The organism is Cupriavidus sp. GW821-FHT07C08, assembly GCF_059419025.1.
This window is the reverse complement of the sequence record NZ_JBWKQZ010000002.1, coordinates 242522-269317: the sequence shown is the minus strand read 5'-3', so window position 1 is coordinate 269317 and position 26796 is coordinate 242522. Positions and strand designations below refer to the sequence as shown.

Sequence of the window (26796 nt, the reverse complement as noted above, 5' to 3'; positions counted from 1 at the left end):
AGCGTAAGGCGTCCGGGCCAGCCCTTGCGCCCGCAGCGCTCGTGCCGCCGTGATGCCGTGATGCCGTGATGCCGGCGGCGGGTGCCCCGACGACTACGATGTGCTCACGGGAAATCATCAGAGATCCTCGTGAACCTCGATTGCAAGCGCCGGACAGATCCCAGCGGCCAAGCGGGCAGATTCGTGTTGATCAGTCGACGGTTCCGCACCCGGGGCGATGAGCGAACTCCCTACGCTGGCCCCATCCCAACAAGCCTTGAGACCATCGCTGCGGCATTCTGAAGTGTTGGAATGATTTCATTCTCGATCCTTTCGGGTGTCGCCTCGGCTGGCGATGTGGAAATCCCGATAGCCAGCTGGCGGTTGCCAACCCGAGCAAGCGGGACTGCAACTGAGATCTGATTGCTCTCTGGATACTCGACCATCGCCCATTCACCGACCCCGAGGGTCAACGCCTGTGTGAGCGCGCTACTTGGAGGCAGGATGCTTCCAACCCGGAGATTCATCACCACGAGGCGACGGCGTTCCGCGAGTGCCATCGCCCTTCCAATAATGATCACCCCGTCGGGGTTCGCTTCACCCAGGTTGGATGTTCCTGCGTACGTGTCAGCCAGTTGCTGGAGCATCTGCTGAACCGAGTCTGTCACTCCCAAACTTTCCAAAGCAGCAAAGCCGATTTCGAAGACTCGGGTAGTCAAGCGCCATTGGTTGCCCTCGCGCGCGACATATCCCTCCTCCTCCAAAGTCAATAGAAAGCGCAGAACGGTCGGGTGCGGCAGGTCTACGGCACGCGACAACTCCGCCAACGTAGGTCGCCCGTTCTCTCGGAAAGCGCGCAGCACCGCTAGACAGCGTTGGATCGATCTATTATTCTTCATTCGTACACCCTGTGTACCGCTAGTTCACCTAGTGAACATCATAAGCCAGGTGCCCTTGAGATGCAACCTGCTTCTTGAGGTCAGGAGACAACGAATGAAACGATGGATATTGGGCTTGAGCGCCGCTGTGGTGGGGTGCTGGGCAGCGACCGGTCAATCTGTTGCGAACGCCAGCGAGTCCTGGCCGAGTCGCCCGATCAAGTGGGTCGTGCCGTATCCGCCGGGCGGCACCACTGACATGCTGGCACGTATCGTCGGTGCCAAGCTCTCTGAACGACTCGGGCAGCCCGTGGTGATCGAGAACAAGCCAGGCGCTGGGGGCGATGTTGGCACGGCCTATGTTGCGAAACAGCCCGCTGATGGATACACCATCGTTATGGGCAATATTGGTCCTATTGCCATCAACCCCACGCTTACTCCCGACGCTCGCTTTTCTCCCACGCGAGATCTCGCGCCGGTGACGCTCCTGGCGGAGGTTCCCAACCTGCTGGTGGTCAACCCGCAACTGCCGGTCAAATCGGTGAAGGAACTCGTTCAGTACGCGAAGCAACAGCCCAATCCCTTGTCGTACGCAACGCCTGGCAACGGAACATCTTTGCACTTGGCGGGTGAACTGTTCGCTTCGACAGCGGGCCTGCGCATGGTTCATGTGCCATACCGCGGTAGCGGCCCCGGCCTGAACGACACGATGGCAGGCCATGTACCGATCATGTTTGACAACATGCCTTCGGCATTGAATCTCGTAAAAGGCGGAAAGGTTCGCGCACTCGCCATCACGAGTGCTGTCCGTTCCCCGTTGCTGCCGGACGTCCCAACGATGACTGAAGCTGGTCTGAGCAACTATCAGATCACTGGTTGGTTCGGCGTCTTGGTACCTGCCGCAACGCCGAAGCCGATCGTCACCCGTTTGGATGCCGAAATTCAAGCTGTACTCAAGATGCCTGACGTCCGCAGCAAGATTGGCGACATCGGCGGAATCATCTCTGGCGCAGGACGAGATGAGTTCGGCCGATTCATCCAGCAGGAGTCGGCGAAATGGCAAAAGCTCATTCGTACCGCGCACATCACCGTGCAGTAGGTCAGTTACTTTAAGGAAGAAGCAATGTTGAACTCGGTTGACAGAATCCTCGTTGCGGTGCGCGACCTCGATCAAGCAGAGCAGAACTACAGGGAAGTACTTGGGGCGCAGTATCTTGATGAGCTTGCAAGCGACCATCTGAATGCCCGTGGCCGTAGCCTGGTAATCGGCGAAAGCACGGTCGAACTTTGGACCCCGCGGGGAGCAGGGGTCGTAAGTGATCATCTTGATAGCTTCGGGGAAGGCCTCTTCTTTGGAGGGGTCTCGACAGCTAGCCTGGCTGAATGCCAGAGGTTCCTTGCCGAGCAAGGTATCCGATTTGCTGAAGCCGACGGCCGTCTCTATTTGAACGCGGGCGGCCTCTATGGCATGCCACTCGTTGTCAGCGAAGCGGCAGCGCGGGTTCGAGCGAATGGTCCTGTGTCGTTTCTGTACGAGCTCACCATGGTTCTCAGCACCGACTGGCGAGAAGTCGCGGATTGCTACGCGCGAAAACTGGGCCTGCAGCGCGACAAGGCAGTAGACATCACGTTCGCGCGATTTGGCTATGAAGGCACGCTGCTGATGTTCGCGCCGGATCGTCTCGATCGCATCGAATTGGCTGAAGCGCATGATCCCGCCTTTGCCATGGGCAGGTTTTCGGGCAAGCGAGGTGACGCACTTTACATGTGCTACATCGAAACGCATGATTTGGCGGACGTAATCAGGCGACTCGAATCGCGCAACGCAAAGTGGACCCGAAGGACCGACACGGGCAAGCCCGAGCAGGACGGCCTCTGGATCCATCCGAGCGCGCTGAATGGCGTCCTACTTGGTGTATCCCGAACCTCGTTGGCGTGGGGATGGTCCGGTAGCCCCGAGAAAGTCGAAGAGATTTCAGAGGTGCAGTCGTGATGCCGGAGATCTTCGATCAGCAATACATCGGGGGATCGTGGCGCCGTGCTTCTGGCACACAGCTCATCGACGTAGAGGACCCGAATACTGGCCTGGTATCGGCCCAAATTCTTCCAGGTACCGAGGAGGACGTCGGTCTCGCCTTGGGTGCCGCGCAGAACGCATTGGCCAGCTGGTCCGCAACATCCGTGTCGGACAAATGCGCAATTCTTAATCGCCTAAAAGACCAACTCACAAATCGGCAGGAGTCGTTGGCCGATGCTATCGCGGCTGAGGTTGGCACGCCCTTGAAGATCTCACGCATCGTTCAAGTCGACTCGCCCATTCGGAACATTGGGAACTTCGTAAAGCTGGCGGAAGGATTTCCATGGCAATCGCGAACGGGCCCATCTGTCATCGTCCGGGAGCCATTCGGCGTCGTGGCATGTATCACGCCATGGAATTTCCCGCTTCATCAGATCATTCTGAAGGTGGTGCCCGCGCTTCTGGCCGGGAACACAGTCGTGCTCAAACCAAGTGAATTGACGCCCCGAACAACGCGCCTTATCTGCGATGCCATCAATGACGCAGGCTTTCCTTCGGGCGTGGTGAACGTTGTGAACGGCTTGGGTGCGGTAGTGGGCGCAGCGTTGGCGCGAGCTGACGGCGTGGACATGGTTAGCTTCACAGGATCCACGGAAGCGGGTCGTGCAGTGTCTTGCTTGGCCGCGTCGACCATTAAGAAGGTGACGCTGGAATTGGGCGGCAAGTCGCCTTCCTTGGTATTGCCGGGTGCGGACCTGACTGTGGCCGTCAAGGGAACGCTCGCTTCCTGCTTCCTCAACAACGGTCAGACTTGCAGCGCGCTGACCAGGTTGATTGTTCACTCGCGTGATGTGTCGGCCGTCGAAGCCCTGGTGAAGCAAGAACTCGCCAAGTTCTCTGTCGGATCCAGCCTCGTCGAAGGCCATCGGATCGGCCCGCTCATTTCTGGCAAGCAGCGTGACCGCGTGCAGGAACTAGCGGAAAAAGGGGTAGCGGAGGGCGCCACGCTCATCGCGTCAGGCCAGGATGTTCCGCCTGCAGGATTCTTCGTCAGCCCGAAGGTGTTTCTCACAGATCAACATAACTATCTGGCCAAGGAAGAGGTGTTTGGCCCCGTGCTCTGCGTGATTCCCTACGACGAAATCGACGACGGCATCCGCATCGCCAACGCAACGGTGTATGGCCTGGCGGCGGCCGTTTGGGGCGATCCTGACCTCGCACTCGACGCCGCTAAGAAGATTCGTGCAGGACAGGTCGATATTAACGGCGCCCGATTCAACCCCGTAGCGCCCTTCGGCGGCTTCAAACAAAGCGGTGTTGGCCGGGAGGCGGGTCACGTCGGTTTGGATGAGTTCCTCGAGTACAAATCTATCCAAATGAACGAGGGATGACGGAATGTCTCTTATGCAGAAACAAGCTCTAGGGAACATTCGCGTATTGGATATGACGCGAGTGCTCGCAGGGCCATGGTGTACCCAGATGCTGGGCGACATGGGAGCCGATGTCATCAAGATTGAGCACCCATCGCGAGGGGATGATACGCGGCAGTGGGGGCCGCCGTATGCGATGACGAGTGAAGCGGAAGTGCTTGAGGATTCCACCTACTTCGCTTCCGCAAATCGGAACAAACGATCGGTTGGCGTGGACATCGCCAACCCAGACGGTGCGGATCTGATCCGTAAGCTCGTTCTTGAGTGCGACATCTTTGTAGAGAACTTTAAGGTTGGTGATCTGGCTCGTCGAGGGCTTGACTACGACAGTCTGAAAAAGATCAATCCGCGCCTGATCTATTGCTCTATCACCGGGTACGGCCAATCCGGGCCGTACGCTGACCGCCCCGGCTACGACTTCGTTTTCCAGGGGGAAAGCGGGCTGATGAGCATAACGGGCGAGCGTGATGACGAGCCTGGTGGTGGGCCACAGAAGGTCGGGATCGCCATTGCTGATCTGACGACGGGACTGTATGCGACGGTCGCGATCCTCGCCGCGTTGAACCACAGGAATGTCACGGGAGAAGGTCAGCACATCGATTTGGCACTGCTCGATTGTCTGGTTGGCTTGTCGTCGAATCAGGGATTGTCGTGCCTGATCAATGGCGCCGAACCGCACCGGTGGGGGAACGCGCATCCGTCTCTCGTACCGTATCAAGTCTTTGATACGGCAGACGGTAAGGTGGTAGTTGCTGTGGGGAACGATTCCCAGTGGCAACGCTTTTGCCAAGCGATCGACGCCAAAGAACTGGCCCGGGATTCGACGTTCTATTCCGCATCCGGACGCATTCGGAATCGAGAGGCGCTAATTGCGCAGGTGTCGTCGGTTCTTGCGGCGCGCCAAACCGAGCATTGGCTTGCCGCGTTCTCCGCAGCGGATATCCCGCACGGTCGTATCAATACCTACAAGGAAGCCTTTGCTCACCCACAGGTCATCCACCGTCAGATGACGATCGACGTGCCGGTTGACAAAGGTATCGGCTCGGTACGGGGCATCGCCAATCCCATCAAATTCAGTAAAACGCCGGTGCACTACGTTCGGGCGCCCGCGAAACTCGGTCAGCACACAGAAGACGTGCTTTCCGACTTGCTAGAACTTTCCGCGGACCACATCGCCGGTCTCGAAGAACGTGGGGTGATTAGTTGCCAAACGTCAAAAAAGACACTTCAGGAGCAATCATGAGCATCCAAGCTAATAATGTCGGAAACGTCCTGGAGATTTGCATTGCGCGTCCAGAAAAGCGCAATGCGATCAGCGCCGCGATGTACCAGGAACTGACCCGTCTTCTGGATGAGGCCAACGCGGACAAGGAATGTGCCGCAGTCATCGTGCATGGTGCGGGCGGACACTTCACTGTCGGTGCCGATATCAATGATTTCCAGACCCGGCGGGGTAATGAAGATTCCCCTGCTGTCACGCTTCTCCGGAAGATGGCCGCGATCGATGTGCCGCTAATCGCAGCAGTCGAGGGACTGGCGATTGGAATCGGCGCCACGATGCTGCAACACGTCGATTTTGCCTACGCATCCCAAGATGCGCGCTTCCGCATGCCGTTCGTATCGCTGGGTCTGTGCCCCGAGGGCGCATCCAGCTACCTGCTCGAATCGCTGGTAGGTGTCCGGAAGGCACGTGAGTGGTTGATGCTTGGAAAGTTCTTTGATGCAGAAGAAGCTTTCGATGCCGGGCTTCTGACGTCGCTGACGCAGGACGGGGAAGCCCTTGCACGGGCGCGCGAAACGGCTGCCGAACTGGCAAAGCTTCCCAAGGCTTCGGTACGCGCGACAAAGCGGATGTTGAACCACGAGAATCGTGCCGCTGTGGGTTCTGCGCTCGACCTGGAAGTGAAGATGTTCGCCGAACTCTTGAATACCGAAGCCACTCAGGAAATCTTCAAATCCTTCCTGAACAAGAAGCGTTAAGAACGCCATGGCCGAGTTGATAAAAATCGAATCAGAAAATTTCGTCCGGGTCATTACGATGAATCGGCCGGATAAGAGAAACGCGCTGAACTCGGAAATGTGCGACGCGTTGCACGACGCGTGGCAAGACTTCGCGGGCTCAGAGGATCGCGTTGCCCTGCTACGTGCAGAGGGGTCGGTGTTTACGGCAGGCCTCGACACGGACGATCCACCGGATTCCTTTTGGCATGCCATTCCCAATGTCGCATTTGACATTGGAAAGCCGGTTATTGCAGCGGTTAATGGCCCCGTGATAGCGGCGGGCGTATCGATGCTTGCATTCTGCGATCTTTGTGTAGCGACTTCGGCAACGACCTTCGTCTATCCCGAAGGTCGCCTAGGCATGGCAGCCGGCTTGATTAGCTCGCTGGTCGGTCGGATTCCCCACAAGATCGCGATGGAGCTCATGTTGACCGGGCGCCCGGTATCCGCCCAACGGGCCTATGAAGTCGGATTCGTAAACGAACTCTGTGAACCAGGAAGCGAAACAGAGGCAGCTCTAGTGACAGCGCGTCAGATTGCGAGCGCAGCGCCGCTGGTACTGCGTTTCCTCAAACAGGCGGCGAGACACTCGATTCCGGTAGGACTGGTTGAGGCAGGCTATAGCGCCCAGTACCAAGCTCAGATGCTGGCCAGGAGTGAAGACGCCCGGGAAGGGGCGTTGGCGGCCAAGGAGCGTCGCGCTCCCGTTTTCGTGGGCCGCTAGGACTAACTAACACAGTAGGGGACTGAGAAATGGATCTGAATTTCACAGAAGAAGAGCAGGAATTTAGAAAAGAGGTACATGCGTGGATCGACGCCCATTTGCCGAAGGAGATCTCGCACAAGGTGCACAACGGACTGCAGCTATCCCGCACCGATATGCAGCGTTGGCACCAAATTCTGGGGAAAAAGGGTTGGCTGACGTATAAGTGGCCAGTCGAGTTCGGCGGCACGGGCTGGACACCAGTGCAGCGGCACATATTCGAGGAAGAGTGCGCGTTGGCAGGAGCACCGCGACTCGTGCCCTATGGGCCTGTCATGGTGGCACCAGTCATCATGGCATTTGGTAACGCTGAGCAACAGGCGCGCTTCTTGCCCGGCATTGCGACGGGCGATGTTTGGTGGAGCCAGGGTTACAGCGAGCCGGGATCGGGTTCCGACCTGGCTTCGCTCAAGACACGAGCGGAGCGAAAGGGAGACAAGTACATAGTCAATGGTCAAAAGATCTGGACCACGTTGGCTCAGTACGGGGAGTGGATTTTCTGTCTCGTCCGGACCAATACAGAAGGGAAGCCGCAGGCAGGGATCAGTTTCCTGCTCATTGACATGCGTTCGCCTGGCGTCACGGTTCGGCCCATTAAGCTGCTGGACGGCGAGTGCGAGGTCAATGAGGTCTGGTTCGACAATGTTGAGGTCCCCGTTGAGAACCTGATTGGCGAAGAAAATAAGGGCTGGACCTATGCCAAACACCTTCTCAGTCACGAACGCTCGAACATTGCAGAAGTCGGGCGTGCCAAGCGTGAGCTCCGACGCCTGAAGCGAATCGCGGCTGCAGAAGGCATGATGGACGACCCTCGTTTCAAAGACGAGGTTTCGAAGCTCGAGGTAGATATTATCGCGCTCGAAATGCTGGTTCTTCGCGTTATCTCGGCAGAAAAATCCGGGAAGAATCCATTGGATATCGCAGGCCTACTGAAAATCCGAGGCAGTGAGATTCAACAGCGCTACAGTGAATTGATGATGCTGGCTGCAGGTCCCTATAGCCTCCCATTTATTCAAGACGCTATGTTGACGGAGTGGGATGGCGAGTTCCCAGGTGGAGAGCGACGGAACGCTCCGCTTGCCGCGACATATTTTAATCTGCGGAAAACCACTATCTACGGTGGCTCCAATGAAGTGCAGCGTAACATTGTTTCGCAAGTGGTCCTCGGATAAAGGAGTAGAGCATGGATTTCGAATTCACTGACGACCAGGACCAACTGCGAGATGCAGTAAGAAAGTGGGTAAAGCGTAGCTATACGTTTGAGCACCGTCGCAGTTCCGAGAGCAGCGGCGGATTTTCCGCGGACGCGTATTCGGAGCTTGCGGAGCTTGGGCTGACTGGACTTTACGTCCCAGAAGAGTATGGCGGCGTCGGTATGGGGCCGGTCGACGTTATGGTGGTTATGGAGGAACTGGGGCGGGGCATCGTACTCGAACCGCTGGCGCAAGTTCTACTTGCGGGTGCAGTGCTGTCGAACTACGCCGAAGCAAGCGTACGCGCGGCGTGGCTGCCTACGATTGCTTCTGGAGAAAGTCTGGTCGTACTGGCCCAGCAGGAGCGCGCGAATCGTTATCGCATCGATACGTGCGAGACGCGAGCAGTCGAGACGGCGGAAGGTTGGGAGCTTACTGGGAGTAAGAGCCTCGTGCCGGTTGGCGATCATGCTGCTGCGTACATTGTACCCGCCATGATTGCTGACACTCTCGGAGCGTTCCTTGTGGAGCGCTCCGCCCCAGGTGTATTGGTACACCCTTATCAAACTGTCGACGGCTCGCGCGCCGCGGAGCTGACGTTGTCGAAGGCGCCGGGCACGCTAGTCACCCGCGAAGGCCAGGATTGCCTGTCGTATGCCGTGGATCTTGGCATTGCAATGACGTGTGCAGAGGCCGTGGGCGTGATGGACGTAACCCTGGAGGCTCTGGTGGAGTACATGAAGACGCGCAAGCAGTTCGGCGTCGCTATCGCGAGCTTCCAAGCGTTGCGTCACCGCGTCGCAGATATGAAGATGAGTCTAGAGCTCGCGAGGTCTATGAGCTACTACGCCTCGCTCAACGTCAACGCGCCGGCGAACCAGAGACGTCGCGCCATGGCACAAGCGAAATATCAGTTGGGCGGGTCGATGCGATTCGTCGGCCAGCAGGCCGTGCAATTGCACGGTGGGATTGGAATGACGGATGAGTATATCGTCAGCCACTATTTTAGACGCCTTACCCAAATGGAATCGGTGTTCGGAGATACGCTGCATCATCTGGCGCAGATGTCGGACTCCATGCATCCCGAGCTTGACAAGGCTGCCTAAGGCGCCGCGAAGAGTAAGTGCTCGATGAATTGCGATGGCGGGTGACCCTCATCGTTTCCGGCAGCGCGGTGGTACATCCTCGCGCTGCTCATAGTATCGGACCGGGATAGTAGCGTAATTGATGCAGACGCAACTTCAGTCACGAAGCCAAGTCGGGATCCATGATATTTTTCTTCCAATTCCAATGAAAGTGACTTCGTTGAGTGGCGAGCAGATAATCAGCCGACAAGGCTATTCACGCGTAATTAAAGAGGGGAAGTTCGTGAAGCTCCCCGCTTTTTCTCCTGCGAGTCTGTTCTTGGGCGGCTCTATTTTTAAGAGCTCGCATTGCAGCTTCGATCTGGATGTAACTAGTTATTCTGTGGTGCGTGATCAACCAATGCACGATCTGTGGGATTCCAGGCCGCTTTGGGAGGCAATTTCATTGTCGGTGTTTATGAATCCAAAGGAAGCTTGGAATATTGCAGATATAGCGGATAGTTTGCAGACAACATCCTCGAGAGTCAGGCGGACCCTCTTCAGCCAGGGCAATTGCTTCACGGAAATATGTAACACGCAGCGGCTTATGCGTTCGCTGTTCGAATTGGCAGGACTGGAAAGATCTATACCGGATATTTCGAACAGAATTGGGTGGAGCCAATCCTATGACTTTGAGTCATCTTTCTATAATAGATTTAAAGTTTCGGCAGATGTTATTTGCGGAATGAAATTTTATGCCCGCTAGGCGATCTATTTAGAGGAGCTCTACTGAACGTTTGCCAGCCATCAACCGCTTCGAAAGAGATGGGCGGCCGTTGGGCAGGCCGCCCTCTTTTGCGATGGAAGTACCATCCGCCCCAGCCTCGCGCGCGCAGGCTGCTCGTGCCGCCGTGATGCCGGCGGCCGTTGCCCCGATGACTACGATTTGCTTAGCAGGCCGCTGAAATACCTCCAACGGAAGTCAGCGCGAGGACTGGCTGAAGCGTTGGTTTGAGGACCCCATCCAACCCCACATTCATGCGCGGCGCAGACACCTTCACCGAGAGTTTGTTCACGATGCGGAGGCTGGAGGATTTCGTGCCGAAGTCCCATCCGCTGCGCTCGATCCGCACCATGGCCAATCAGGCGCTGGTGAAGATGGACCGGTTGTTCGCGCAGATGTACGAGGCCGATATCAAGGGCGGCCGGCCAAGCATCGCGCCGGAGAAGTTGCTGCGGGCCATGCTGCTGCAGGTGCTGTACAGCATTCGCTCCGAGCGCCAACTCATGGAGCAGACGCAGTACAACCTGCTGTTTCGCTGGTTCATCGGGCTGTCGATGGACGACCCAGTTTGGGTGCCCACGGTCTTCACCAAGAACCGCGAACGGCTGATCAAACATGATGCAGTGATCCAGTTCTTCAACGAGGTGTTGGCCATCGCGCAGAAGAAGAACTGGCTGTCGGGTGAGCACTTCAGCGTAGACGGCACGTTGGTTCAGGCGTGGGCAGGCCACAAGAGTTTCGTGCGCAAGGATGGCGGCGACCAAGACGATAACGACGGCGGCAACTTCAAGGGGCGCAAGCGCAGCAACGAGACGCACGAGTCCAAGACCGATCCCGATGCCAAGCTGTACCGCAAGGGCAAGACAGCCAGCGAGCTGCGCTACATGGGTCATACCCTGAGCGACAACCGCCACGGCCTGGTGGTGAGCGCCATGGTGACCAATGCGGACGGACACGCCGAGCGCGAGGCCGCAAAGGTAATGCTCAACGATGCCAGGCAGGTGGTTGAGGACCTGAACGTGGAAGTAACCGTCGGCGCGGACAAGGGATACGACGCGCAGGAGTTCATTCAGGCCTGCCTGGAAATGAAGGTGACGCCCCACGTGGCGCAGAACACCTCGGGGCGGCGCTCGGCCGTTCCTGATGCCATTGCCAGCAGCGCCGGTTATGCGGTCTCGCAACAGAAGCGCAAGCTGATCGAACAGGGCTTTGGCTGGGTCAAGACCGTGGGGCGCATGCGTCAGGTGATGGTGCGCGGCCTGAAGAAGGTCGACCAGATGTTTGTGCTGAGCATGGCCGCCTACAACCTCGTGCGCATGCGCTCGCTGGGACAAATCCGTCCGCAGTTGCAGTAATCGCGGTAATGAGGCCGGAAATGGGCGTCAAAACGCAGGAAAAGTCGATGCAGGGAGGTCCGACTTCCGGATTGTGAGAAATAGCGAACCTACCAGCCTTGAGGCGAAGTACTCATCGCTTGCGCGATGAGTACTTCAGCAGCCTGTTAGGGGAATCATCAGAGAGCCTCGTGAATCTCGATTGCCAACGCCGGACAGATCCCAGCAGCCAAGCGTGCAGATTTTGTATTGATCGGCCGACGGATCGGCATTCAAAAGAATGACGATTCCGTCATCCTTTTGGTCGAACAGATCCGGCGCATTGACGACGCATTGGCCGGAACCGCAGCATTTTTCGGGATAGATTGTGATTTTCATCGTGATTCGCCGTAGTGGATTTACCAGCTAACGGGCAGTGCCCTAACACCATACATGAGCGAATCGCTCTTGAACGCGAGGCTCTCGATGGGCACGGCCAGCCGAAGATTCGGCAGGCGCTTCAGTAGGGCGGTGAACATGATCTGCATTTCGACTCTGGCGAGAACTTGTCCCATGCACTGATGCGGGCCGTATCCGAATGCGATCTGTGTCCGGGCATCACGGCGGAGGTCAAAGACGTGGGGATCTTTGAACTGCTCCTGGTCGCGATTTGCGGAAATACTAAGCACGACAACGGGATCACCGGCTCGGATCAATTGCCCATTCACGACAACGTCCTCCAGTGCGACACGTCGCGTCCCGGACTGTATGACATCCAGGAAGCGTAGCATCTCCTCCACCGCGTTTGGAACGAGGCTTGGATTCTGGCGAAGCTCTTCCCAGATGTCCGGCCTCTGAAGTAGGAAGAGCACCCCCATCGACGTCGTATTTGCCGTCGTCTCGTGCCCGGCAATCAGCAGAAGCCTTCCAAGCGAGACCACGTCTGTTTCAGTGATATCGCCCTTCCGTACATGATTAACGATAAGGCGACTGAGGATGTCCTCCCCGGGGCTTTCGGATCTCTTCGCCACCAGTTCACGCAGGTATTCGCACAACGCTTGATTCGCGGCGCTAGCCTCTTCCCTCGTCGCGGTGCTCGACGTCATGATCATCGCCTGTTCTTGGAAGAAGTCGTGATCGTCGTATGGAACACCAAGCAACTCTGAGATAGCCAATGCTGGTGTCGCCAATGTAAAGGCGCTAACCAGGTCAGAAGGCTGCGGCCCCATCGCAAAATCTTCCAAGAGCTTGTCCACGATGGCCTGAAGTCGCGGCCGCAGATTCTCGATCTTTCGGATCGTGAATTCGCCGGTCAGCATCCGCCGTTGCTCTGAATGCTTGGGTTCATCCAGGGTAATGAAGGTCCGGTTACTACTCCGAACAACCTTTACTGCGGCGCTGGAAGAGGGAAATCCCGGATGTGAGACGTCGGAGCTAAAGCGAGAGTCCGACAAGACAGCGCGAACATCGTCATAACGCGTGACAAGCCAAGCGATCTTTCCGTCCCAAAGCTTACCTTGTGCCAATTCGCCCTTCTGTTGCATCTGGAAGAACACCGGCGGCGGCGCCAAGGGATCTACGCGCTTAGGGGGGAAATCTGGGATTCCGCCGCTGTCGCCCTCAGCGTGAAAAGGACACGCTGATTTCGGCTCGTTCGCAGCCGCATCAAAAGGACAGCGCCCTTCTACCGCGGAAGATGGGTTGGAGGAAGGGGTGGGAGCAGGCGACTCCGTCATGGAAATATCTCCGAGGGCGATTGGTGGCTAATGTTAGGTAGCCTACCTATGTGGCGCAAAGGGGGTTTACCCTCAACAACAGAATCGAAGGTCGACCCGTAGACATCAGAAGAAAGCGGAGAACCCATATGTGGCGATATGCCCGCCGACGTTGGAGTGCTTGCCCGCCCGCAACACCATCGCCATGGCATTCCAGCGCGCCATGGCGGCCAGTCGGCGCTCGATCGAGGTGTCGCCTGGGTACGGCTGCTCGCCCGATTCGGCAATCGTATTGACGTAGGGCGTCGTGATTGCGCCATGGAAATCCCCGTGTCGGGCCGCGTCCGATTCATGCAGGCGGCCGATCAGGTAGTGGGCGCGTTCGCGGCCTTCCACTTCGGTCACGGCGGCCAGGGCCTCAATCCATTCCTGGGTTTCCTGCGGGTCCACATCCAGCGGCAATACGTGTAGCGGCAACACCGGGGCATTCATCTCTGTCTCCATGGGATTGACGGGGCTTCGGTTCGCATCAGGCCCGGTCGGATAGGCGTGGCCATTGCGCTTCAAATGAATTGCAGTTGCAATCGTCTGGGCATTGTGAGCGCTCTGCGGCATAATTGCAACTGCAACTATTGGAGATACCATGTCGACTGAGAAGCCGGATTTGTGGTTTTCGTTTGTACGGTCGCACCGGGCCTTGATACGTGAGGTGGATCGGCGTCTTGCCGAGGCTGGACTGCCAGTCTACGCGTGGTACGACGTGCTGTGGGGGATTGAAAGCGGGCCGGAGGAAAGCCGCCGGATGCATGAGCTGGCCGATGTGCTTGCCATCGAGCGGTACAACCTGACTCGCCTGATTGACCGGCTGGAGCGTGAAGAACTGGTGACCCGTATCCGGTCAGAGGAAGACGGCCGCGCCGCGTTCGTGTCCGTCACACGGCAAGGTAAGGCCTTGCGCAAGAAGATGTGGGGCATCTACGAGGCGGCGGTCAAAGAACTGTTTCTGGCCGAGTTCCGGCCGGAAGACATCGGGCGATTTTCTCGTGCGCTGGATGCGGCGGCAGCCAAAGCGGGGTGGCCGAAATAGGTTCGAACTCCCTTTTCGTGCGGTGACGCTTCTGGCTCGCGCCGGAGGGGACGAATGTGTCCGCTTTTTGGGACACGTTCGACTTAGTTGGCAACGGCGGTACCCTGACGCCTCAATCAAAGGTCAGTGGCATGACCGGCGCTTACCGACCCACCCTAAGCGGACATCAGGATGGAGCAGAGACTGATATCCATTAGGCGCCCCGCATGACTGAAGAATTCCCTCAGAACGTTGTCTGCAGCGCTTCATTTAATAGCTGGACAACGTATGCTTCGACCGCTTTGTGCCCGGTGAGGGCCTAGCTAGAGCGACGGCTGAGTTCCGTCCGTAGCGACAAAACGTAGTTTGGCTCACCAACTATCGGGGCGGCGCCGTACTTTCGCGAACTACAAGGTCAGGCTCGAACTCGGTCTGATTGCGTTTGGACCCGCCTTCAATCTGATCAACCAGGTTACGAGAAGTAAGTTCGCCAATCAGAACGGGATTCGAGTGTACGGTCGTGAGTGCGGGCGTCATCAGTTCCGCCATCTGCCAGTCGCCGAAGCCTGAAACTGAGATGTCGCTCGGAACCGATAGTCCCAATGTGCGGCACTCCGCGATCGCTGCCACAGCAACGAAGTCATTGATGCATATCAGGGCAGTCGGCTGTTCCTGATGCGGCAGCGAGTCATTACGCTCGAGACAGGTCCGAACCGCTTGCCGGACGGCAGATGCTTCGTACGGTGTCGGGAGAATGCGGTCGTCGGGTATCGAAATGCCGTTCTCACTGAGGACGTCTTGGATGCCCAGAAGTCGTTGAGAGGAGAGAAATTGAGTCTCTAGTGGCCCTGGGAGGACGGCAAACTTTCGATGTCCCTGTTTGACCAAATAGCTCGTCAACCTGCGCATCGCCAAGCGATTGTCATATCCCACCGTGGGATGCATACCCTCACGATCGACGGCCCACATTAGGACATACGGAATGGCATGCTTGTGGATTAGCGAGAAGACGTCAGGGTGATGCTGTGACCCGATAATGGCGATTCCGTCGACTCTGCGCTCCAAAAGCGCGCGCGCGCAGCGTAGTTCTGTCTCACTGTCGTCCCGGTGGCACGTCAATAAAACGGTGTATCCGAGCCGATCGAGCTGCGCCTCTAAGGTATCGACCGCTTTCGCGTAAAGCTCGTTCATCAGTGTCGGCGCAATGATGCCGACCGATCGCGTGCGCCCTTGACGCAGGTCCCGAGCCGAGGAAGACGGGACGTAGTTGAGGCTTGCGATGGCGTTCTGCACGCGCTCCAGCGTGTCAGGTCGCAGCCGATCCGGCGATGTCAGTGCACGGGAGACTGTTGCCGAGGAAACGCCGGCGAGGAGGGCGACTTGCTTGACATTCACCATATCGGATCAGCGGTTATCTTCAGCCTGGGATATCGGCCGACTGCCGTCATTGTAACGACCTTGGTAGTCCACAGGCAGTTTCCGTCGTCGGGGGGTATCCCGACGACGGACCGGCATTCCCGGTGAGGGCTAGTCGAGCCGGACCTTTGCTGAATCAGCCACGCGCTTCCATTTCGTAACTTCGGTGCGCAGAAACGCATCGAATGCTTCCGGGGTGCCGCCTGCGATCTGCGCGCCTTGAGCCATCAGCTTGTCGCGGACCTCCGGATCCTGAAGGGCTTTGTTGAACTGGCTGTTCATCTTAGCAACGATGGCTGGTGAGGTCCCGGTCGGCACCATAAATCCACCCCAAGAAACGGCTTCGTATCCGCTTATCCCGAGCGCTTCATCTACCGTCGGCACATCGGGCAGTGCCGGCAATCGAGTCTTGCTCGTGACCGCAAGAGCCCTGAGTTTTCCACTCTTGACATGTGGCATTCCAGCAAGCGCGGTGGGAAGGGCAACATTGATCTGCTGACCGAGCACGTCTGTGAGCGAAGGCGCGTCTCCCTTATAGGGAACGTGGTTCATCTTGACGCCAGCCATGGTACTAAGGAGTTCCCCGGCCAGATGGCTGCCCGAACCGTTGCCTGCAGATCCAAAGGTAATCTGTCCTGGCTTGGCCTTTGCTAATGAGACCAGTTGGCGCAGGTCCTTCACCGGCGAATTTGCTGCCGTGACGATAATGAGCGGCACCTTTGTCACCAAGACAACTGGCGTAAAGTCTTTCAGCGTGTCATAAGGAAGTCTCCCGTATACGGCCGGGTTGATGGCATTCGGCCCAAGGTTGGCCATCAGCACGGTGTAGCCGTCAGGCTGCGCCTTCGCAACGGCTTCATTAGCGATGATGCCGTTTGCGCCAGGCCGGTTCTCCACAACAACAGACTCTCCCCATGCCTGGCTAAGCTTAGCGCTTAGGAGCCTGGCGGTCACGTCTGAGGCGCCGCCAGGGGGATAGGGAAGAACGACCCGAATCGGCTGGACCGGCCATTCCTTAGCGTGGGCGGCGGCCAGACCGATGGTCAGTGTCACTCCGCAAACGGCTAATGCCCCCGCAATTCGTAGCAATCGATGCATGTCTGTCTCCTTTGAACGTGATCTTTATGGTGATCACTGTGGTCGGGCGGATTACACGTCAGATCGTCCCATCGCGGCGCATTGCCTCAATTTGCTCCACAGACTTCCCGAGCTCATTTTTCAGGATGGTTTCAGTGTGTTCGCCCAGCGCTGGGGGCGCGCGAAGGTAGTCGATACTGCTGCGAGAGAACTTGATAGGGTTCGCAACCTGGGGCGCGCTTGCACCGCTGCTGTGGGGCAAAGAGAAAACCATTTCACGCGCCCGGATATGGGGATCCTCCAGTGCTTCTGGAATGCTCTGGATCGGGCCACAAGGTACGCCGACCGATTCCAGCAGTTTGAGCCACGTGTCTCTCTCTTCTTCTTCAAAGCGAGCCGAGAGCACCTCCACAAGACTTTCACGGTTCTTTAGACGATCCGCATTGCGTCGATAGCGGTCATCATCCGGAAGATTGATTAAACCCAGCGCTTCGCACATGGCTCGGAACTGCCGGTCATTACCGACTGCTACGATCAGAGAGCCATCGCTTGCAGGGAATGACTGATAGGGTGCGAGATTGGGGTGCGCGTTGCCCCAACGACGCGGGTGGCTCCCGCCCACCAAATAGTTCGAGGCCTGGTTTGCCAGCCACGCCACCTGCGTATCCAGCAGGCTCATATCGACGTACTGCCCGCGGCCACTGCCGACTCGCTCAAATAGCGCGCTGACAATTGCAACGCTTGCATACATGCCAGTCATCAAGTCCGATATGGGCACCCCGCATTTTTGCGGGCCGCCACCGGGGACGCCGTCGCGCTCGCCTGTGATGCTCATCAGCCCGCCCATGGCTTGCACCACGAAATCGTATCCAGCCCGCTTGCGGTATGGGCCCGTCTGCCCGAAGCCGGTGATGGAGCAGTAGACGAGCCGAGGATTGATCTCACTCAGGGTCTTGAAGTCCAACCCGTAACGTTGCATATCGCCGAACTTGTAGTTCTCAACGAAGACGTCGCAATCTTTGACTAGCTCGTGCAGCAAATCCTGACCGACCTTGCTGCTGACATCCAGAGTGATCGAACGCTTCCCGCGATTGGCGCAAAGGAAGTACGCCGACTCTTCCGTCGTCGTGCCATCCTCACGAGTAAGGAAAGGCGGGCCCCAAGCTCGCGTGTCATCGCCGGTGCCGGGACGCTCAACCTTCATCACGTCAGCGCCCAGGTCGGACAATAGTTGCGTGCTCCAGGGTCCAGCAAGGATCCGGCTCAAGTCTAGGACCTTGATACCTGCAAGGGGGCCTGCCATATCTCCTACTCCTCTTTTTTGAGTTTCTAACTAATTAGCTCGGGTCGAACAGCACGCCAGGGTTCAAGACCTGGTGCGGATCAAAGGCCTGCTTGGCGGCCTTTAGCGCGGTGCAGAACAGCTCCGGCCGTTCCTTGTCGTACCAAGGGCGATGGTCCCGACCAAGCGCATGGTGGTGGGTCACCGTACCGCCTGCGTCCACCATGGCTTGCTCTCCAATGCGTTTGATCGCTTGGAACTGCTCGGGCAATCGAGCCTTATCGCCATAGGCAAACCACGTGAAATATGGCGCAGGGCCATCAGGGTAGAGGTGGGTAAAGCGGCAAGTCACCGAACCCGGGCGGCCGGTAACTTCGCGAATGGCCCGATGCGTTTCTGCCTTGACGTGCGCGTGAAGAGCGGCGAACTTGTCCCACGTGCACGCGGTTTCCATGGTCTCGCGCATGACGCCGCGAGCAATGGCGTACTCGCGCAGGTATGGGCCGCGCAGGAACTTGTTTCGCCAGCTCGATGTCGCAGCGTCCGCACCACCTTGGTTTCCGCTGACCGGATCATCGTCCCATTCGCCGCCGCACTCCGCGCAAATTTCCAGTGCTCGCTTCAGGCGTGCCTCGACCGGGTGGTCGGCGGACTCGAATCCCAGCACGAGAATGTCATAGCTGCCGTCGCTCGAACCCGTGTACAAGGCTTCTTCGCGTTCCACAAGGCGGGCATTGGCAGGGTTCAGTCCAGATTGAGACAGTACCCGTGTGGCCTCGACAGCGCGCGCATAGTCACGGAAACGTACGGTCACCTGCTTGCGGAAGACCGGCCGGCGGTGAAGCTTGACCCACGCCTCGGTAATGATGCCCAGTGCGCCTTCGGAGCCGAGGAAAAGTCGATCCGGATTGGGTCCCGAACCCGATACCGGGAAACGTCGGGATTCAATGGCACCCTGGGGCGTTACCACTCGCATGCTCTCGACGTGGTCGTCGATCTGAGTGAACGCGGTCGCAAAGTGGCCTGCTGCTCGCGTTGCGATCCAACCCCCCAGTGACGAGAACTCCCACGCTTGCAGGAAGAATCGCATGGTCAGGCCGGTGGGCTTGAGCTGTCGTTCCAGCTCCGGGCCAAGGACGCCCGCTTGAATGCGCGCGGCCTGCGATGTTTGGTCTACCTCCAGCACTTTGTTGAAGTGCTTCATGTCGATGGACACCACGCCACGGTAACGATCGTGCTCGGGCGGATTCACGCCGGCCACGACGCTGGTGCCGCCGCCGTACGGAACTGCAGCAACGTTCTGGCGCCCGCACCAGTCGAACAGGTCCACGATGTCCTGCTCAGTGCGCGGGTAGGCGATGACGTCCGGCGGGTTGGAAAATTCCCGGCGCATTGCGCGCGCAACATCCATGGTGCCCGCGCCGTAGGTGTGATACAGGCGGTCGTAATGATCGCTTGTGCAGATTTCGCGAAGCGACGCGGGCAGCTGTACGCGAGGTTTGCGCAGCGAAATTTCTTCGGGCGTCGGAAAAGGTGTCGCTTCGAAGTGCTCGACACCCAGCAAGCGTGTCCACGCTGCCTCGAACTCCCGGATTTCGTCCGGCGTGACGGTGTCACCCTCATAGCCCCACCCGTAAAACTTACGACGACGTTCCTGCATTGTTGCCTCCTGTGTGATGTGGTAATCGATTACATACGTTACGGTAACCTGCGTCAGAGACTGTAAATAACCAATGCCAGTACGGTGATGAGGCGAAAACAGCACTGCGTGCAATCGATTACATAAGTTTAGATTGGTGCGGCATAATGTCAAGCAGTTAACGCAGTCGCGGCCATGGGTTGGAGCAGGAGTCGACGAAGAGGTCGGATCGCTAAGAGACCTTCCCGCGGCGAGGTCACTGTGGGTTGGAGAGCGACTTACTTGGTGGTCTTCCCTTGCAGGGCGTCAGGTACGTCCTTGCCTGAGGACCCAGTGAGTCGATCCTGAGCAAGCAATCTGGGGGCGCTTGCTCGTTGCAGCGTTGGCATGGTGCTCGAGCGACAGAGCAGCAAGAAGTGTGGCCGCTCCCTAGGCCTCAAGCGATGACATGCGGCATATCCGCCCTGGGTAGCCCACCAAACGGAGAGAAGATATGGCCCTGCAACACATCCCGCCCATTCAATGTCTTGTCACCTTCGAGACGGTTGCAAGGCTTCGGAGCGCCACACGTGCCGCCGACGAGTTGTGTGTAACAACCAGCGCCGTGAGTCATCGAATCCGCCAGCTTGAATCTCACCTCGGTGTTGAACTCTTCGGGCGGAGTGACTTCACGCTTTCTGCACATGGTGCAGCGTACCTGGCGAATGTCCGAAGCGGCCTCGCTGCGCTACAGCAGATGCCGGTCAAAAATGGAAAAGCCTCTTCCACGCGACTGCGGGTCGCGGTGACCCCAACTTTCTCCAGGCAGTTCCTGATGCCCAAACTGGAACTGTTCCGCAACAAGTATCCGGACATCGACCTTATCTTGCAGGTCTCCATCCCATTCCTGGACGTCACAGCCGAGCCATCCGATTTGGAAATCCGGTACGGCGCGGGCGGATATGCGGACGTCGATCATCGCGTCGTTCTCTCGGAGGAGGTGGCGCCGGCTTGCAGCCCTACCTATCTCAACGAGTTCGGCCCCTTCGAAGGCTTCGAAATGGCGGGTGAAATCGACCAGGCGCGTCTGATACGTAGCCCGCTTGAGCCTTGGACGACATGGTTCTCCGCATGTGGATTGACGAGAACGGAGCCGCATGTGGGCGCTCAATTCAACGATCTAGGGCTTCTCTATGACGCAGCCGCGTGCGGGTTCGGCGTGGCACTAGTGAGGACCCGTATGGCGCAGTCATGGCTAGAGGGGGGGCGACTCATCCGCATATCGGATCGATCCGTGCCTTCACAGATGGCGCACTACTTATGCTGGGAACCTGGGGCCCTGGAGAGATGGGAGTGCGCCGCCTTTATGGAGTGGCTCACCGACTCGCTAAGTTGAGCGGCCCAAACACGGCAATCAAGTTTTCTGCAACTCAACCGCAAATAACTCTCAACCTGCTATATCGCGTGATTGTCTACAGTCAAGTCATGGCGTCTCGTCGACGCCTTTGACAGAAGTGTATTAGAACCTCCCCACACAATGCATCGCATTCATCGCTCAACGTTTGAGCCTCAGCGCCCGGAAGCAACGCTCCGCCTTGGAGCTGCAGCATCCGTCCAGGCTGATTGCGCGGTTCGCCGGCTCGCTACGGTCGCGCCGTCGCTCCGCACTGATTATCCAATAGACCGGCACAGCACGACGCAGCTTCATCGCACCAGGAGGGCAAAGTCATGAATGCGACGCGTGACGGCTGGTTGGCACATCCTACTGACGCTGAGCGGAGGGAAGCCCGGCGTGCGGAAGTGGTTTCCGCGCTAGAAGGCGTGCTGCCTAGGGACCTTATCCTGTCGCAGCGCGAGGACACCCAGCCATTTGAATGCGATGGCCTTACGGCCTATCGGGCGCAGCCGCTCGTCGTGGTGCTTCCCGAAACAGAAGAGCAGGTTGTTGCCATTCTGCGAACGTGCAAGACGCTCGGTGCGCCCGTCGTGGCTCGGGGCGCAGGCACGGGATTGTCAGGCGGTGCGCTCCCACATGAGATGGGCGTGCTCCTTTCGCTCGCTCGTTTTAACCGGATCGTCAGGGTAGATCCTGTGAGTTGTACCGCAGTGGTCCAATGCGGTGTACGCAACGCCGCAATCAGTGAGGCAGCCGCTACGTATGGGCTGTACTACGCCCCCGATCCGTCCAGCCAGATTGCCTGCACGATCGGTGGAAACGTGGCCGAGAATTCCGGAGGCGTCCATTGCCTCAAGTACGGACTCACGTTGCAGAACGTAATGAAAGTACGGGGATACACCATTCAGGGCGAGGCGATAGAGTTTGGATCGGAAGCCCTTGATGTCCCTGGGCTCGATTTGCTCGGCGTCGTTGTAGGCAGTGAAGGGATGCTCGCAGTGACATTGGAAGTCACCGTCAAGTTAATTCCTAAGCCAGAACTTGCGCGATGCATCGTTGCAAGCTTCGACACCGTCGAAGCCGCTGGTGACGCCGTAGCCAACGTCATCGCGGCCGGCATCATCCCAGCCGGCCTGGAACTGATGGACAAGCCGATGACCGCCGCCGTAGAGGACTTCGTGCATGCTGGCTATGACCTGGACGCGGCCGCAATCCTATTGTGCGAGAGTGATGGGACGGCGTTGGAGGTCGAGGACGAGATTGTGAAGATGAATGCCGTCCTCACCGCCAGCGGGGCCACTCGTCTTGAAGCAAGTCAGGACGAGGCGCAGCGTCTTCGTTTCTGGAGCGGGCGAAAGAATGCATTTCCCGCGACGGGGCGCATGAGCCCGGATTACCTGTGCATGGATTCCACGATTCCTCGCAAGAGTCTCGCTGCGATCCTTCGAGCAATCAGCGAGATGGAGGTGCGCTATGGGCTTCGCTGCGTGAACGTGTTCCACGCCGGCGACGGGAATCTACATCCGCTGATCCTTTTCGACGCCAACAATCCCGAAGAACTGCACCAGGCGGAGCAATTCGGCGCAGAGATTCTGGAAACAAGCGTCACGCTTGGCGGGACGGTGACCGGAGAGCACGGTGTGGGCGTGGAGAAGCTGAACTCAATGTGCGTTCAGTTCTCAGGCGCAGAGCGAGAACAAATGTTTGCGCTGAAACGTGCATTCGATCCGCAATCGCTCTTGAATCCTGGGAAGGTAATTCCGACGCTGCATCGATGTGCCGAATATGGTCGCATGACTGTTCGGCGTGGGATGCTGCCGCATCCAGAAATCCCGAGGTTCTAGAATGACGACGATCCCCACGGAAGTGTCTCATCTGATTGAGACAGTCCTGCATGCAAGAAAAACGAAGACCTCTCTCAACATCGTTGGCGGCGGTACGAAATGCTTCTACGGTGAAGAGCCGTCGGGTGAACCGTGTGATGTCCGGCGCCTCAGCGGAATTTGCAGCTATGAACCGTCTGAGCTGGTTGTCACCGCTCGTGCAGGCACACCGCTAGAAGAACTTGAGGCCGTGCTGGCCGAGCACAATCAGTACCTTGCCTTTGAGCCGCCACGCTTTGCTAAAGGAAGTACTGTCGGAGGAGCGGTCGCGGCAGGTCTGAGCGGGCCAGCACGCGTCGGGGTAGGGTCCATTCGGGACTTCGTTCTCGGCGCGACCATGATTAACGGCAAAGGCGAGCTTCTGACATTCGGCGGGCAAGTGATGAAGAACGTTGCCGGTTATGACGTTTCGCGTCTCCTGGCCGGCTCAATGGGAATACTCGGTGTTATCTGTGAGGTCTCGCTGAAGGTTCTGCCCATTCATTCATCGAGGATCACCCTGGTCATCGAACGCGACGAAGCAGGGGCGTTGTCTCTCTTAAACGGGCTGACTCGGCAAGCATTGCCAGTCAATGCGAGTGCCTGGCACGACGGAAAGCTGTTCCTCCGACTGAGTGGTGCAGCCTCTGCTGTCACGGAAGCCAGAAAGCGTTTGGGCGGGACTGAGCTGGAACCAGACGAAGCGTTGTCCTGGTGGGATGCCGTCCGCGACCACCGCCACGACTTCTTTTCACAGAGCGACGCGCCTCTCTGGCGTGTTTCCGTTCCGGCAGTCTCCCAACCCTTCTTGGCCGCGAATCAGCTTATTGAATGGGGTGGTGCATTGAGATGGCTATACACCGACGATCCCATCGAGGACGTTCGGGAAATGGCGTCATCGCTTGGTGGTCACGCCACGCTGTTCAGGGATCCGCATCATAGGAGCGGCGTGTTCACGCCACCGAGCGATGCGCTCTTCGAGATTCATCGCAATCTCAAGCAAGCGTTTGATCCCGATGGCATCTTCAATGTTGGTCGGCTCTACCCCGGCCTGTAAGGGGCTCCATATGCAGACAAAACTAAGTCATGAGTTTGCCAACACTCCAGAAGGGGCGGAGGCCGAAGAGATTCTGCGCAAGTGCGTGCATTGCGGCTTTTGTACGGCAACGTGTCCGACTTACCTGCTTCTGGGCGATGAACGTAACGGACCCCGGGGACGCATCTACTTGATGAAGCAGTTGCTTGAGGGGGAAGAGGTCACAGCAAGCACCCAACAGAATCTAGACCGCTGCTTGACGTGCCGGAACTGTGAAAGCACCTGTCCCAGCGGTGTCGAGTACGGCAAGCTAGTTCACATTGGGCGGAAGCTAGTCGATGAGCGAATTCCTCGTCCGCCAAAAGACCGCGCGGTGCGTTGGCTGCTGCGTGAGGGGCTAACTTCGCCATTGTTCTTGCCGGCCATGAAGATTGGCCGAATGGTTCGGCCGCTACTTCCTTCCAAGCTCGCCAACAAGCTTACGCCGAGCAGACCTGCGGGTCAGCGCCCAACGCGCCGCCACGCCAGGAAAGTGCTCATGCTCGAAGGTTGTGTGCAGCCGGCGATGATGCCGAACATCAATTCTGCGACCGCGCGGGTACTCGATGCAGCCGACTTTCAGGTTGTAAGTGTTCCTCGAGCCGGTTGCTGTGGCGCGATCCGGCTGCACACCGGAGATCACAAGGGCGGCCTCGATGATATGCGCAGAAACATCGACGCCTGGTGGCCGGCGATTTCCAGCGGTGAAGTCGAGGCAATTGTCATGAACGCGTCCGGCTGCGGCGCGACCGTGAAGGACTACGCCGACTTGCTAAAGCATGACGCGGAGTACGCCGAGAAGGCAGCTCGGGTTAGCGAGTTGACCCGCGACCTGAGCGAATTGCTTCCTGAACTTCTGCCAAGACTGCGCGGCAAAGTCAAAGCGTGCGACAAGCCGGCCTTGGCGTTCCATCCGCCGTGCACGCTGCAACACGGCCAGAAGCTGCGGGGAGTGGTGGAGGAGCATCTGGGACAGTTGGGCTTTTCCGTTCATCGTGCCAGCGTGGAGAGTCACCTTTGTTGCGGCTCAGCCGGCACCTACTCCGTTCTGCAGCCCGAAATTTCACTCCAGCTCAGAGACCGCAAGATCGAGCATCTGAGCGAGAAGCAACCTGACTGCATCGTGTCCGCGAACATCGGTTGCATCCAGCATTTGCAAAGTGGAACGCCCACGCCAGTAAAGCACTGGATCGAGGTACTGGATGATGCAATCGAGCCGGCAGTCCAACCAGAGGAACAAGTATTTATCTAGCGGCAGGGCAAGAAACGGCGTCGAAGTCGGCACGGGCTGCGAGAGCGGCCCATGCAGTAGTGTTTCGCCTCCTGCAAGTAACGCGGTCGGCGAAAAGTTAGTCACATCAAGATAAGAGGAGCATTTTGTGGCGATCTATCGAATTGGAGAGAAAGAACCGACAATTCATCCGAGCTCGTATGTATCCGAGCATGCGGTAATCATCGGCGACGTGGAAATCGCCGAAGACGTGTCCATCTGGCCCGGCGCTGTGATCCGCGGCGACAATGAAAAGATCACGATTAGGCGAGGCGTGAACGTCCAGGAGGGGGCTGTGTTGCACACCGATCCTGGCTTTCCCGTCGAGGTAGGCGAGATGGTCTCCATTGGACACCAGGCGATGCTTCACGGTTGCAAGGTCGGAGCACGTAGTCTGGTCGGCATTCAGGCTGTGATCCTGAATGGATCCGAACTCGGACAACAATGCCTCGTGGGGGCCGGATCCTTGATCGGCGAGCGCAAGAACTTCCCGGCAGGAAGCTTGGTCATGGGCACACCTGCAAAGCAGGTACGTGAACTAACGGAGGAAGTCAAAGCTGCGATCGAGAAGAACGCTGACGACTACATTAACAAGGCGAAGACGTACAAGAAGGACCTGGTCAAGCTGAGTTAGCAAGCTCCGCGCGTCGGCGGATCAAGCGTCGACGCCTTGAGACGAGAGCGCCAGCCAGCGCCTCGTCTCGTCATCCCTCTCCATCAAGATTGGTGCTCCGGCCATCGCGAACGAACGCGACAAGGCCCGGCCTTGAGTTGCTACCCGGCCACAGGCACAGAACCCCTTCACGCGCCGCCGCTGTCTGCGTGGTCGCTACCCTCACCAGTCGGACCATATCGACTCGGTGCCTCCAGGTACTTCGCGCGATCATTCTTCACTGAATCGTTATATCATCTGCTCAGTGATTGCCCCCTTTTTGTAGACATGACAGAACCTACGGTTGAAATGCTTGCGGACGAACTTAGACCCCGCTTGATGCGGATCGTTGTAGCGCTGCGGCGGGAAATGAGAGCGGCGCACGTGCCCCCCGCGCAGAGCGCTGTTCTTAGTGCATTGCTCGTAAGAGGGCCGATGCGAGTTAGCGATCTGGCCAGGAATGAAGGCGTCAGATTGCCTACGATGACGCAGATTGTCGGGCGGATGGTCGACGCCGAGTTAATCGCGCGCTCCGCACCCGTCGGCTCGTACAACAACATGATTCAGATTACTGATGAAGGCCGGGCTGTGGCCGGCAAATTGGCCGCACAGCGGACGGCGGCACTGGGCAAGCGCATGGAGGGATTGACGCCCGAGGAGTTGCAGACGGTGATCGCGATGTTCCCCATCATCGATAAGATGTTCAAAAGAGAACCGTGGCTGGACCACGAGTAATACCAACGAAATCTTCCTGGAAGACGACACGATTCGAGAAGGCTTATCGCTAGCCGGCCGCGCTTGCGCTGCAACTGCGGAGCCATGCAGGGAGTTGTCAGAGTCGCCGAGAGCAACCGCATCGCCCAATATGGGCCGCACTGCCGCGACCTATACGCTAATAAAAAAGGCGCCTAACACTCACTTAGGCGCCAAAACCTGACTGGGAAC

Annotated in this window: 25 protein-coding genes and 1 pseudogene; 17 read left to right on the top strand and 9 right to left on the bottom strand. The window is 57.9% G+C overall.

The genetic code is table 11. The annotated features are described in order from the left end of the window. Positions 1 to 230: 230 nt before the first annotated feature. Complete coding sequence (locus tag AC07UK_RS04395; RefSeq protein ID WP_043355366.1) at positions 231 to 878, bottom strand: IclR family transcriptional regulator; 648 nt, start codon at positions 876 to 878, stop codon at positions 231 to 233. A gap of 94 nt (positions 879 to 972) precedes the next feature. Between AC07UK_RS04395 and AC07UK_RS04390 the strand changes: the two genes are divergently transcribed. The 9 genes from AC07UK_RS04390 (at position 973) to AC07UK_RS04350 (ending at position 10091) form a co-directional block, all read left to right on the top strand. Further along, entirely contained in the window at positions 973 to 1956 is a 984-nt protein-coding gene (locus tag AC07UK_RS04390; RefSeq protein WP_058698224.1) for a Bug family tripartite tricarboxylate transporter substrate binding protein, read from the top strand. A gap of 24 nt (positions 1957 to 1980) precedes the next feature. Continuing rightward, positions 1981 to 2850, top strand: a complete 870-nt coding sequence (locus AC07UK_RS04385; RefSeq protein WP_052495072.1) for a VOC family protein — start codon at positions 1981 to 1983, stop codon at positions 2848 to 2850. Then, a complete protein-coding gene (locus tag AC07UK_RS04380) occupies positions 2850 to 4265 on the top strand; it encodes an aldehyde dehydrogenase family protein (RefSeq protein WP_043355360.1) in 1416 nt (471 codons plus the stop codon). The genes AC07UK_RS04385 and AC07UK_RS04380 overlap by 1 nt, the downstream gene beginning before the upstream one ends. A 13-nt stretch (positions 4266 to 4278) precedes the next feature. After that, on the top strand, positions 4279 to 5547 hold the full coding sequence (locus tag AC07UK_RS04375; RefSeq protein WP_058698225.1) for a CaiB/BaiF CoA transferase family protein: 1269 nt from the start codon (positions 4279 to 4281) through the stop codon (positions 5545 to 5547). After that, positions 5544 to 6284 (top strand): enoyl-CoA hydratase/isomerase family protein, encoded by a 741-nt coding sequence (locus AC07UK_RS04370; protein ID WP_043355358.1) that lies wholly within the window; start codon positions 5544 to 5546, stop codon positions 6282 to 6284. Before AC07UK_RS04375 ends, AC07UK_RS04370 begins: the two co-directional genes overlap by 4 nt. A 7-nt stretch (positions 6285 to 6291) precedes the next feature. Continuing rightward, the gene (locus tag AC07UK_RS04365; protein WP_058698226.1) at positions 6292 to 7029 is read left to right on the top strand and encodes an enoyl-CoA hydratase/isomerase family protein; all 738 of its coding nucleotides are present in this window, start codon (positions 6292 to 6294) and stop codon (positions 7027 to 7029) included. Positions 7030 to 7058: 29 nt separating this feature from the next. After that, the gene (locus AC07UK_RS04360) at positions 7059 to 8240 is read left to right on the top strand and encodes an acyl-CoA dehydrogenase family protein (RefSeq protein WP_058698227.1); all 1182 of its coding nucleotides are present in this window, start codon (positions 7059 to 7061) and stop codon (positions 8238 to 8240) included. Between the two features lie 11 nt (positions 8241 to 8251). Continuing rightward, positions 8252 to 9367 (top strand): acyl-CoA dehydrogenase family protein, encoded by a 1116-nt coding sequence (locus tag AC07UK_RS04355; protein WP_058698228.1) that lies wholly within the window; start codon positions 8252 to 8254, stop codon positions 9365 to 9367. Between the two features lie 121 nt (positions 9368 to 9488). Beyond that, positions 9489 to 10091: a helix-turn-helix transcriptional regulator gene (locus AC07UK_RS04350; RefSeq protein ID WP_143010733.1), complete on the top strand. Its 603-nt coding sequence runs from the start codon at positions 9489 to 9491 to the stop codon at positions 10089 to 10091. A 9-nt stretch (positions 10092 to 10100) separates the two neighbouring features. On the opposite strand, the gene AC07UK_RS04345 is transcribed toward AC07UK_RS04350, so the two are convergent. Continuing rightward, positions 10101 to 10301 (bottom strand): FAD-dependent oxidoreductase, encoded by a 201-nt coding sequence (locus tag AC07UK_RS04345; protein WP_369597129.1) that lies wholly within the window; start codon positions 10299 to 10301, stop codon positions 10101 to 10103. 62 nt (positions 10302 to 10363) lie between these two features. Here AC07UK_RS04345 and AC07UK_RS04340 point away from each other — a divergent pair, with 62 nt between their 5' ends. Further along, positions 10364 to 11464: an IS5 family transposase gene (locus tag AC07UK_RS04340; RefSeq protein ID WP_058698229.1), complete on the top strand. Its 1101-nt coding sequence runs from the start codon at positions 10364 to 10366 to the stop codon at positions 11462 to 11464. Positions 11465 to 11599: 135 nt separating this feature from the next. Here the strand turns inward: AC07UK_RS04340 and AC07UK_RS04335 are convergent, their stop codons facing one another. The 3 genes and pseudogenes from AC07UK_RS04335 to aceE form a co-directional block, all read right to left on the bottom strand. Beyond that, positions 11600 to 11821 carry a ferredoxin gene (locus tag AC07UK_RS04335; protein WP_199414552.1) on the bottom strand — a complete coding sequence of 74 codons (222 nt, stop codon included), beginning with the start codon at positions 11819 to 11821 and terminating at the stop codon, positions 11600 to 11602. Positions 11822 to 11841: 20 nt separating this feature from the next. After that, entirely contained in the window at positions 11842 to 13158 is a 1317-nt protein-coding gene (locus AC07UK_RS04330) for a cytochrome P450 (protein WP_081050313.1), read from the bottom strand. Positions 13159 to 13266: 108 nt separating this feature from the next. Further along, a pseudogene (gene aceE, locus AC07UK_RS04325) lies at positions 13267 to 13629 on the bottom strand (pyruvate dehydrogenase (acetyl-transferring), homodimeric type); the annotation flags it as partial. Between the two features lie 151 nt (positions 13630 to 13780). Between aceE and AC07UK_RS04320 the strand changes: the two are divergent. Then, positions 13781 to 14224: a MarR family winged helix-turn-helix transcriptional regulator gene (locus AC07UK_RS04320; RefSeq protein ID WP_043355349.1), complete on the top strand. Its 444-nt coding sequence runs from the start codon at positions 13781 to 13783 to the stop codon at positions 14222 to 14224. 357 nt (positions 14225 to 14581) lie between these two features. Here AC07UK_RS04320 and AC07UK_RS04315 read toward each other — a convergent pair whose 3' ends face one another. The 4 genes from AC07UK_RS04315 to AC07UK_RS04300 all read right to left on the bottom strand — a co-directional run bounded on the left by AC07UK_RS04315 (position 14582) and on the right by AC07UK_RS04300 (position 19638). Beyond that, positions 14582 to 15601 carry a LacI family DNA-binding transcriptional regulator gene (locus AC07UK_RS04315; RefSeq protein ID WP_058698231.1) on the bottom strand — a complete coding sequence of 340 codons (1020 nt, stop codon included), beginning with the start codon at positions 15599 to 15601 and terminating at the stop codon, positions 14582 to 14584. Positions 15602 to 15730: 129 nt separating this feature from the next. Further along, positions 15731 to 16717, bottom strand: coding sequence for a Bug family tripartite tricarboxylate transporter substrate binding protein (locus AC07UK_RS04310; RefSeq protein ID WP_043355346.1), 987 nt, complete (start codon positions 16715 to 16717; stop codon positions 15731 to 15733). A gap of 58 nt (positions 16718 to 16775) precedes the next feature. Next, on the bottom strand, positions 16776 to 17999 hold the full coding sequence (locus AC07UK_RS04305; RefSeq protein WP_058698232.1) for a CaiB/BaiF CoA transferase family protein: 1224 nt from the start codon (positions 17997 to 17999) through the stop codon (positions 16776 to 16778). A gap of 34 nt (positions 18000 to 18033) precedes the next feature. Continuing rightward, positions 18034 to 19638 carry an FAD-binding oxidoreductase gene (locus AC07UK_RS04300; protein WP_043355342.1) on the bottom strand — a complete coding sequence of 535 codons (1605 nt, stop codon included), beginning with the start codon at positions 19636 to 19638 and terminating at the stop codon, positions 18034 to 18036. 472 nt (positions 19639 to 20110) lie between these two features. Here AC07UK_RS04300 and AC07UK_RS04295 point away from each other — a divergent pair, with 472 nt between their 5' ends. The 6 genes from AC07UK_RS04295 to AC07UK_RS04270 all read left to right on the top strand — a co-directional run bounded on the left by AC07UK_RS04295 (position 20111) and on the right by AC07UK_RS04270 (position 26586). After that, positions 20111 to 20992 (top strand): LysR substrate-binding domain-containing protein, encoded by an 882-nt coding sequence (locus AC07UK_RS04295; RefSeq protein WP_058698233.1) that lies wholly within the window; start codon positions 20111 to 20113, stop codon positions 20990 to 20992. A gap of 332 nt (positions 20993 to 21324) precedes the next feature. After that, entirely contained in the window at positions 21325 to 22836 is a 1512-nt protein-coding gene (locus tag AC07UK_RS04290; RefSeq protein WP_043355338.1) for an FAD-linked oxidase C-terminal domain-containing protein, read from the top strand. Between the two features lies 1 nt (position 22837). Beyond that, a complete protein-coding gene (gene glcE, locus AC07UK_RS04285; RefSeq protein WP_058698234.1) occupies positions 22838 to 23911 on the top strand; it encodes a glycolate oxidase subunit GlcE in 1074 nt (357 codons plus the stop codon). A gap of 10 nt (positions 23912 to 23921) precedes the next feature. After that, positions 23922 to 25181 carry a glycolate oxidase subunit GlcF gene (gene glcF / locus AC07UK_RS04280; protein ID WP_043358198.1) on the top strand — a complete coding sequence of 420 codons (1260 nt, stop codon included), beginning with the start codon at positions 23922 to 23924 and terminating at the stop codon, positions 25179 to 25181. 127 nt (positions 25182 to 25308) lie between these two features. Further along, positions 25309 to 25833 (top strand): gamma carbonic anhydrase family protein, encoded by a 525-nt coding sequence (locus tag AC07UK_RS04275; RefSeq protein WP_058698235.1) that lies wholly within the window; start codon positions 25309 to 25311, stop codon positions 25831 to 25833. A gap of 306 nt (positions 25834 to 26139) precedes the next feature. After that, a complete protein-coding gene (locus tag AC07UK_RS04270; RefSeq protein WP_081050314.1) occupies positions 26140 to 26586 on the top strand; it encodes a MarR family winged helix-turn-helix transcriptional regulator in 447 nt (148 codons plus the stop codon). The last annotated feature ends 210 nt before the right edge of the window (positions 26587 to 26796 follow it).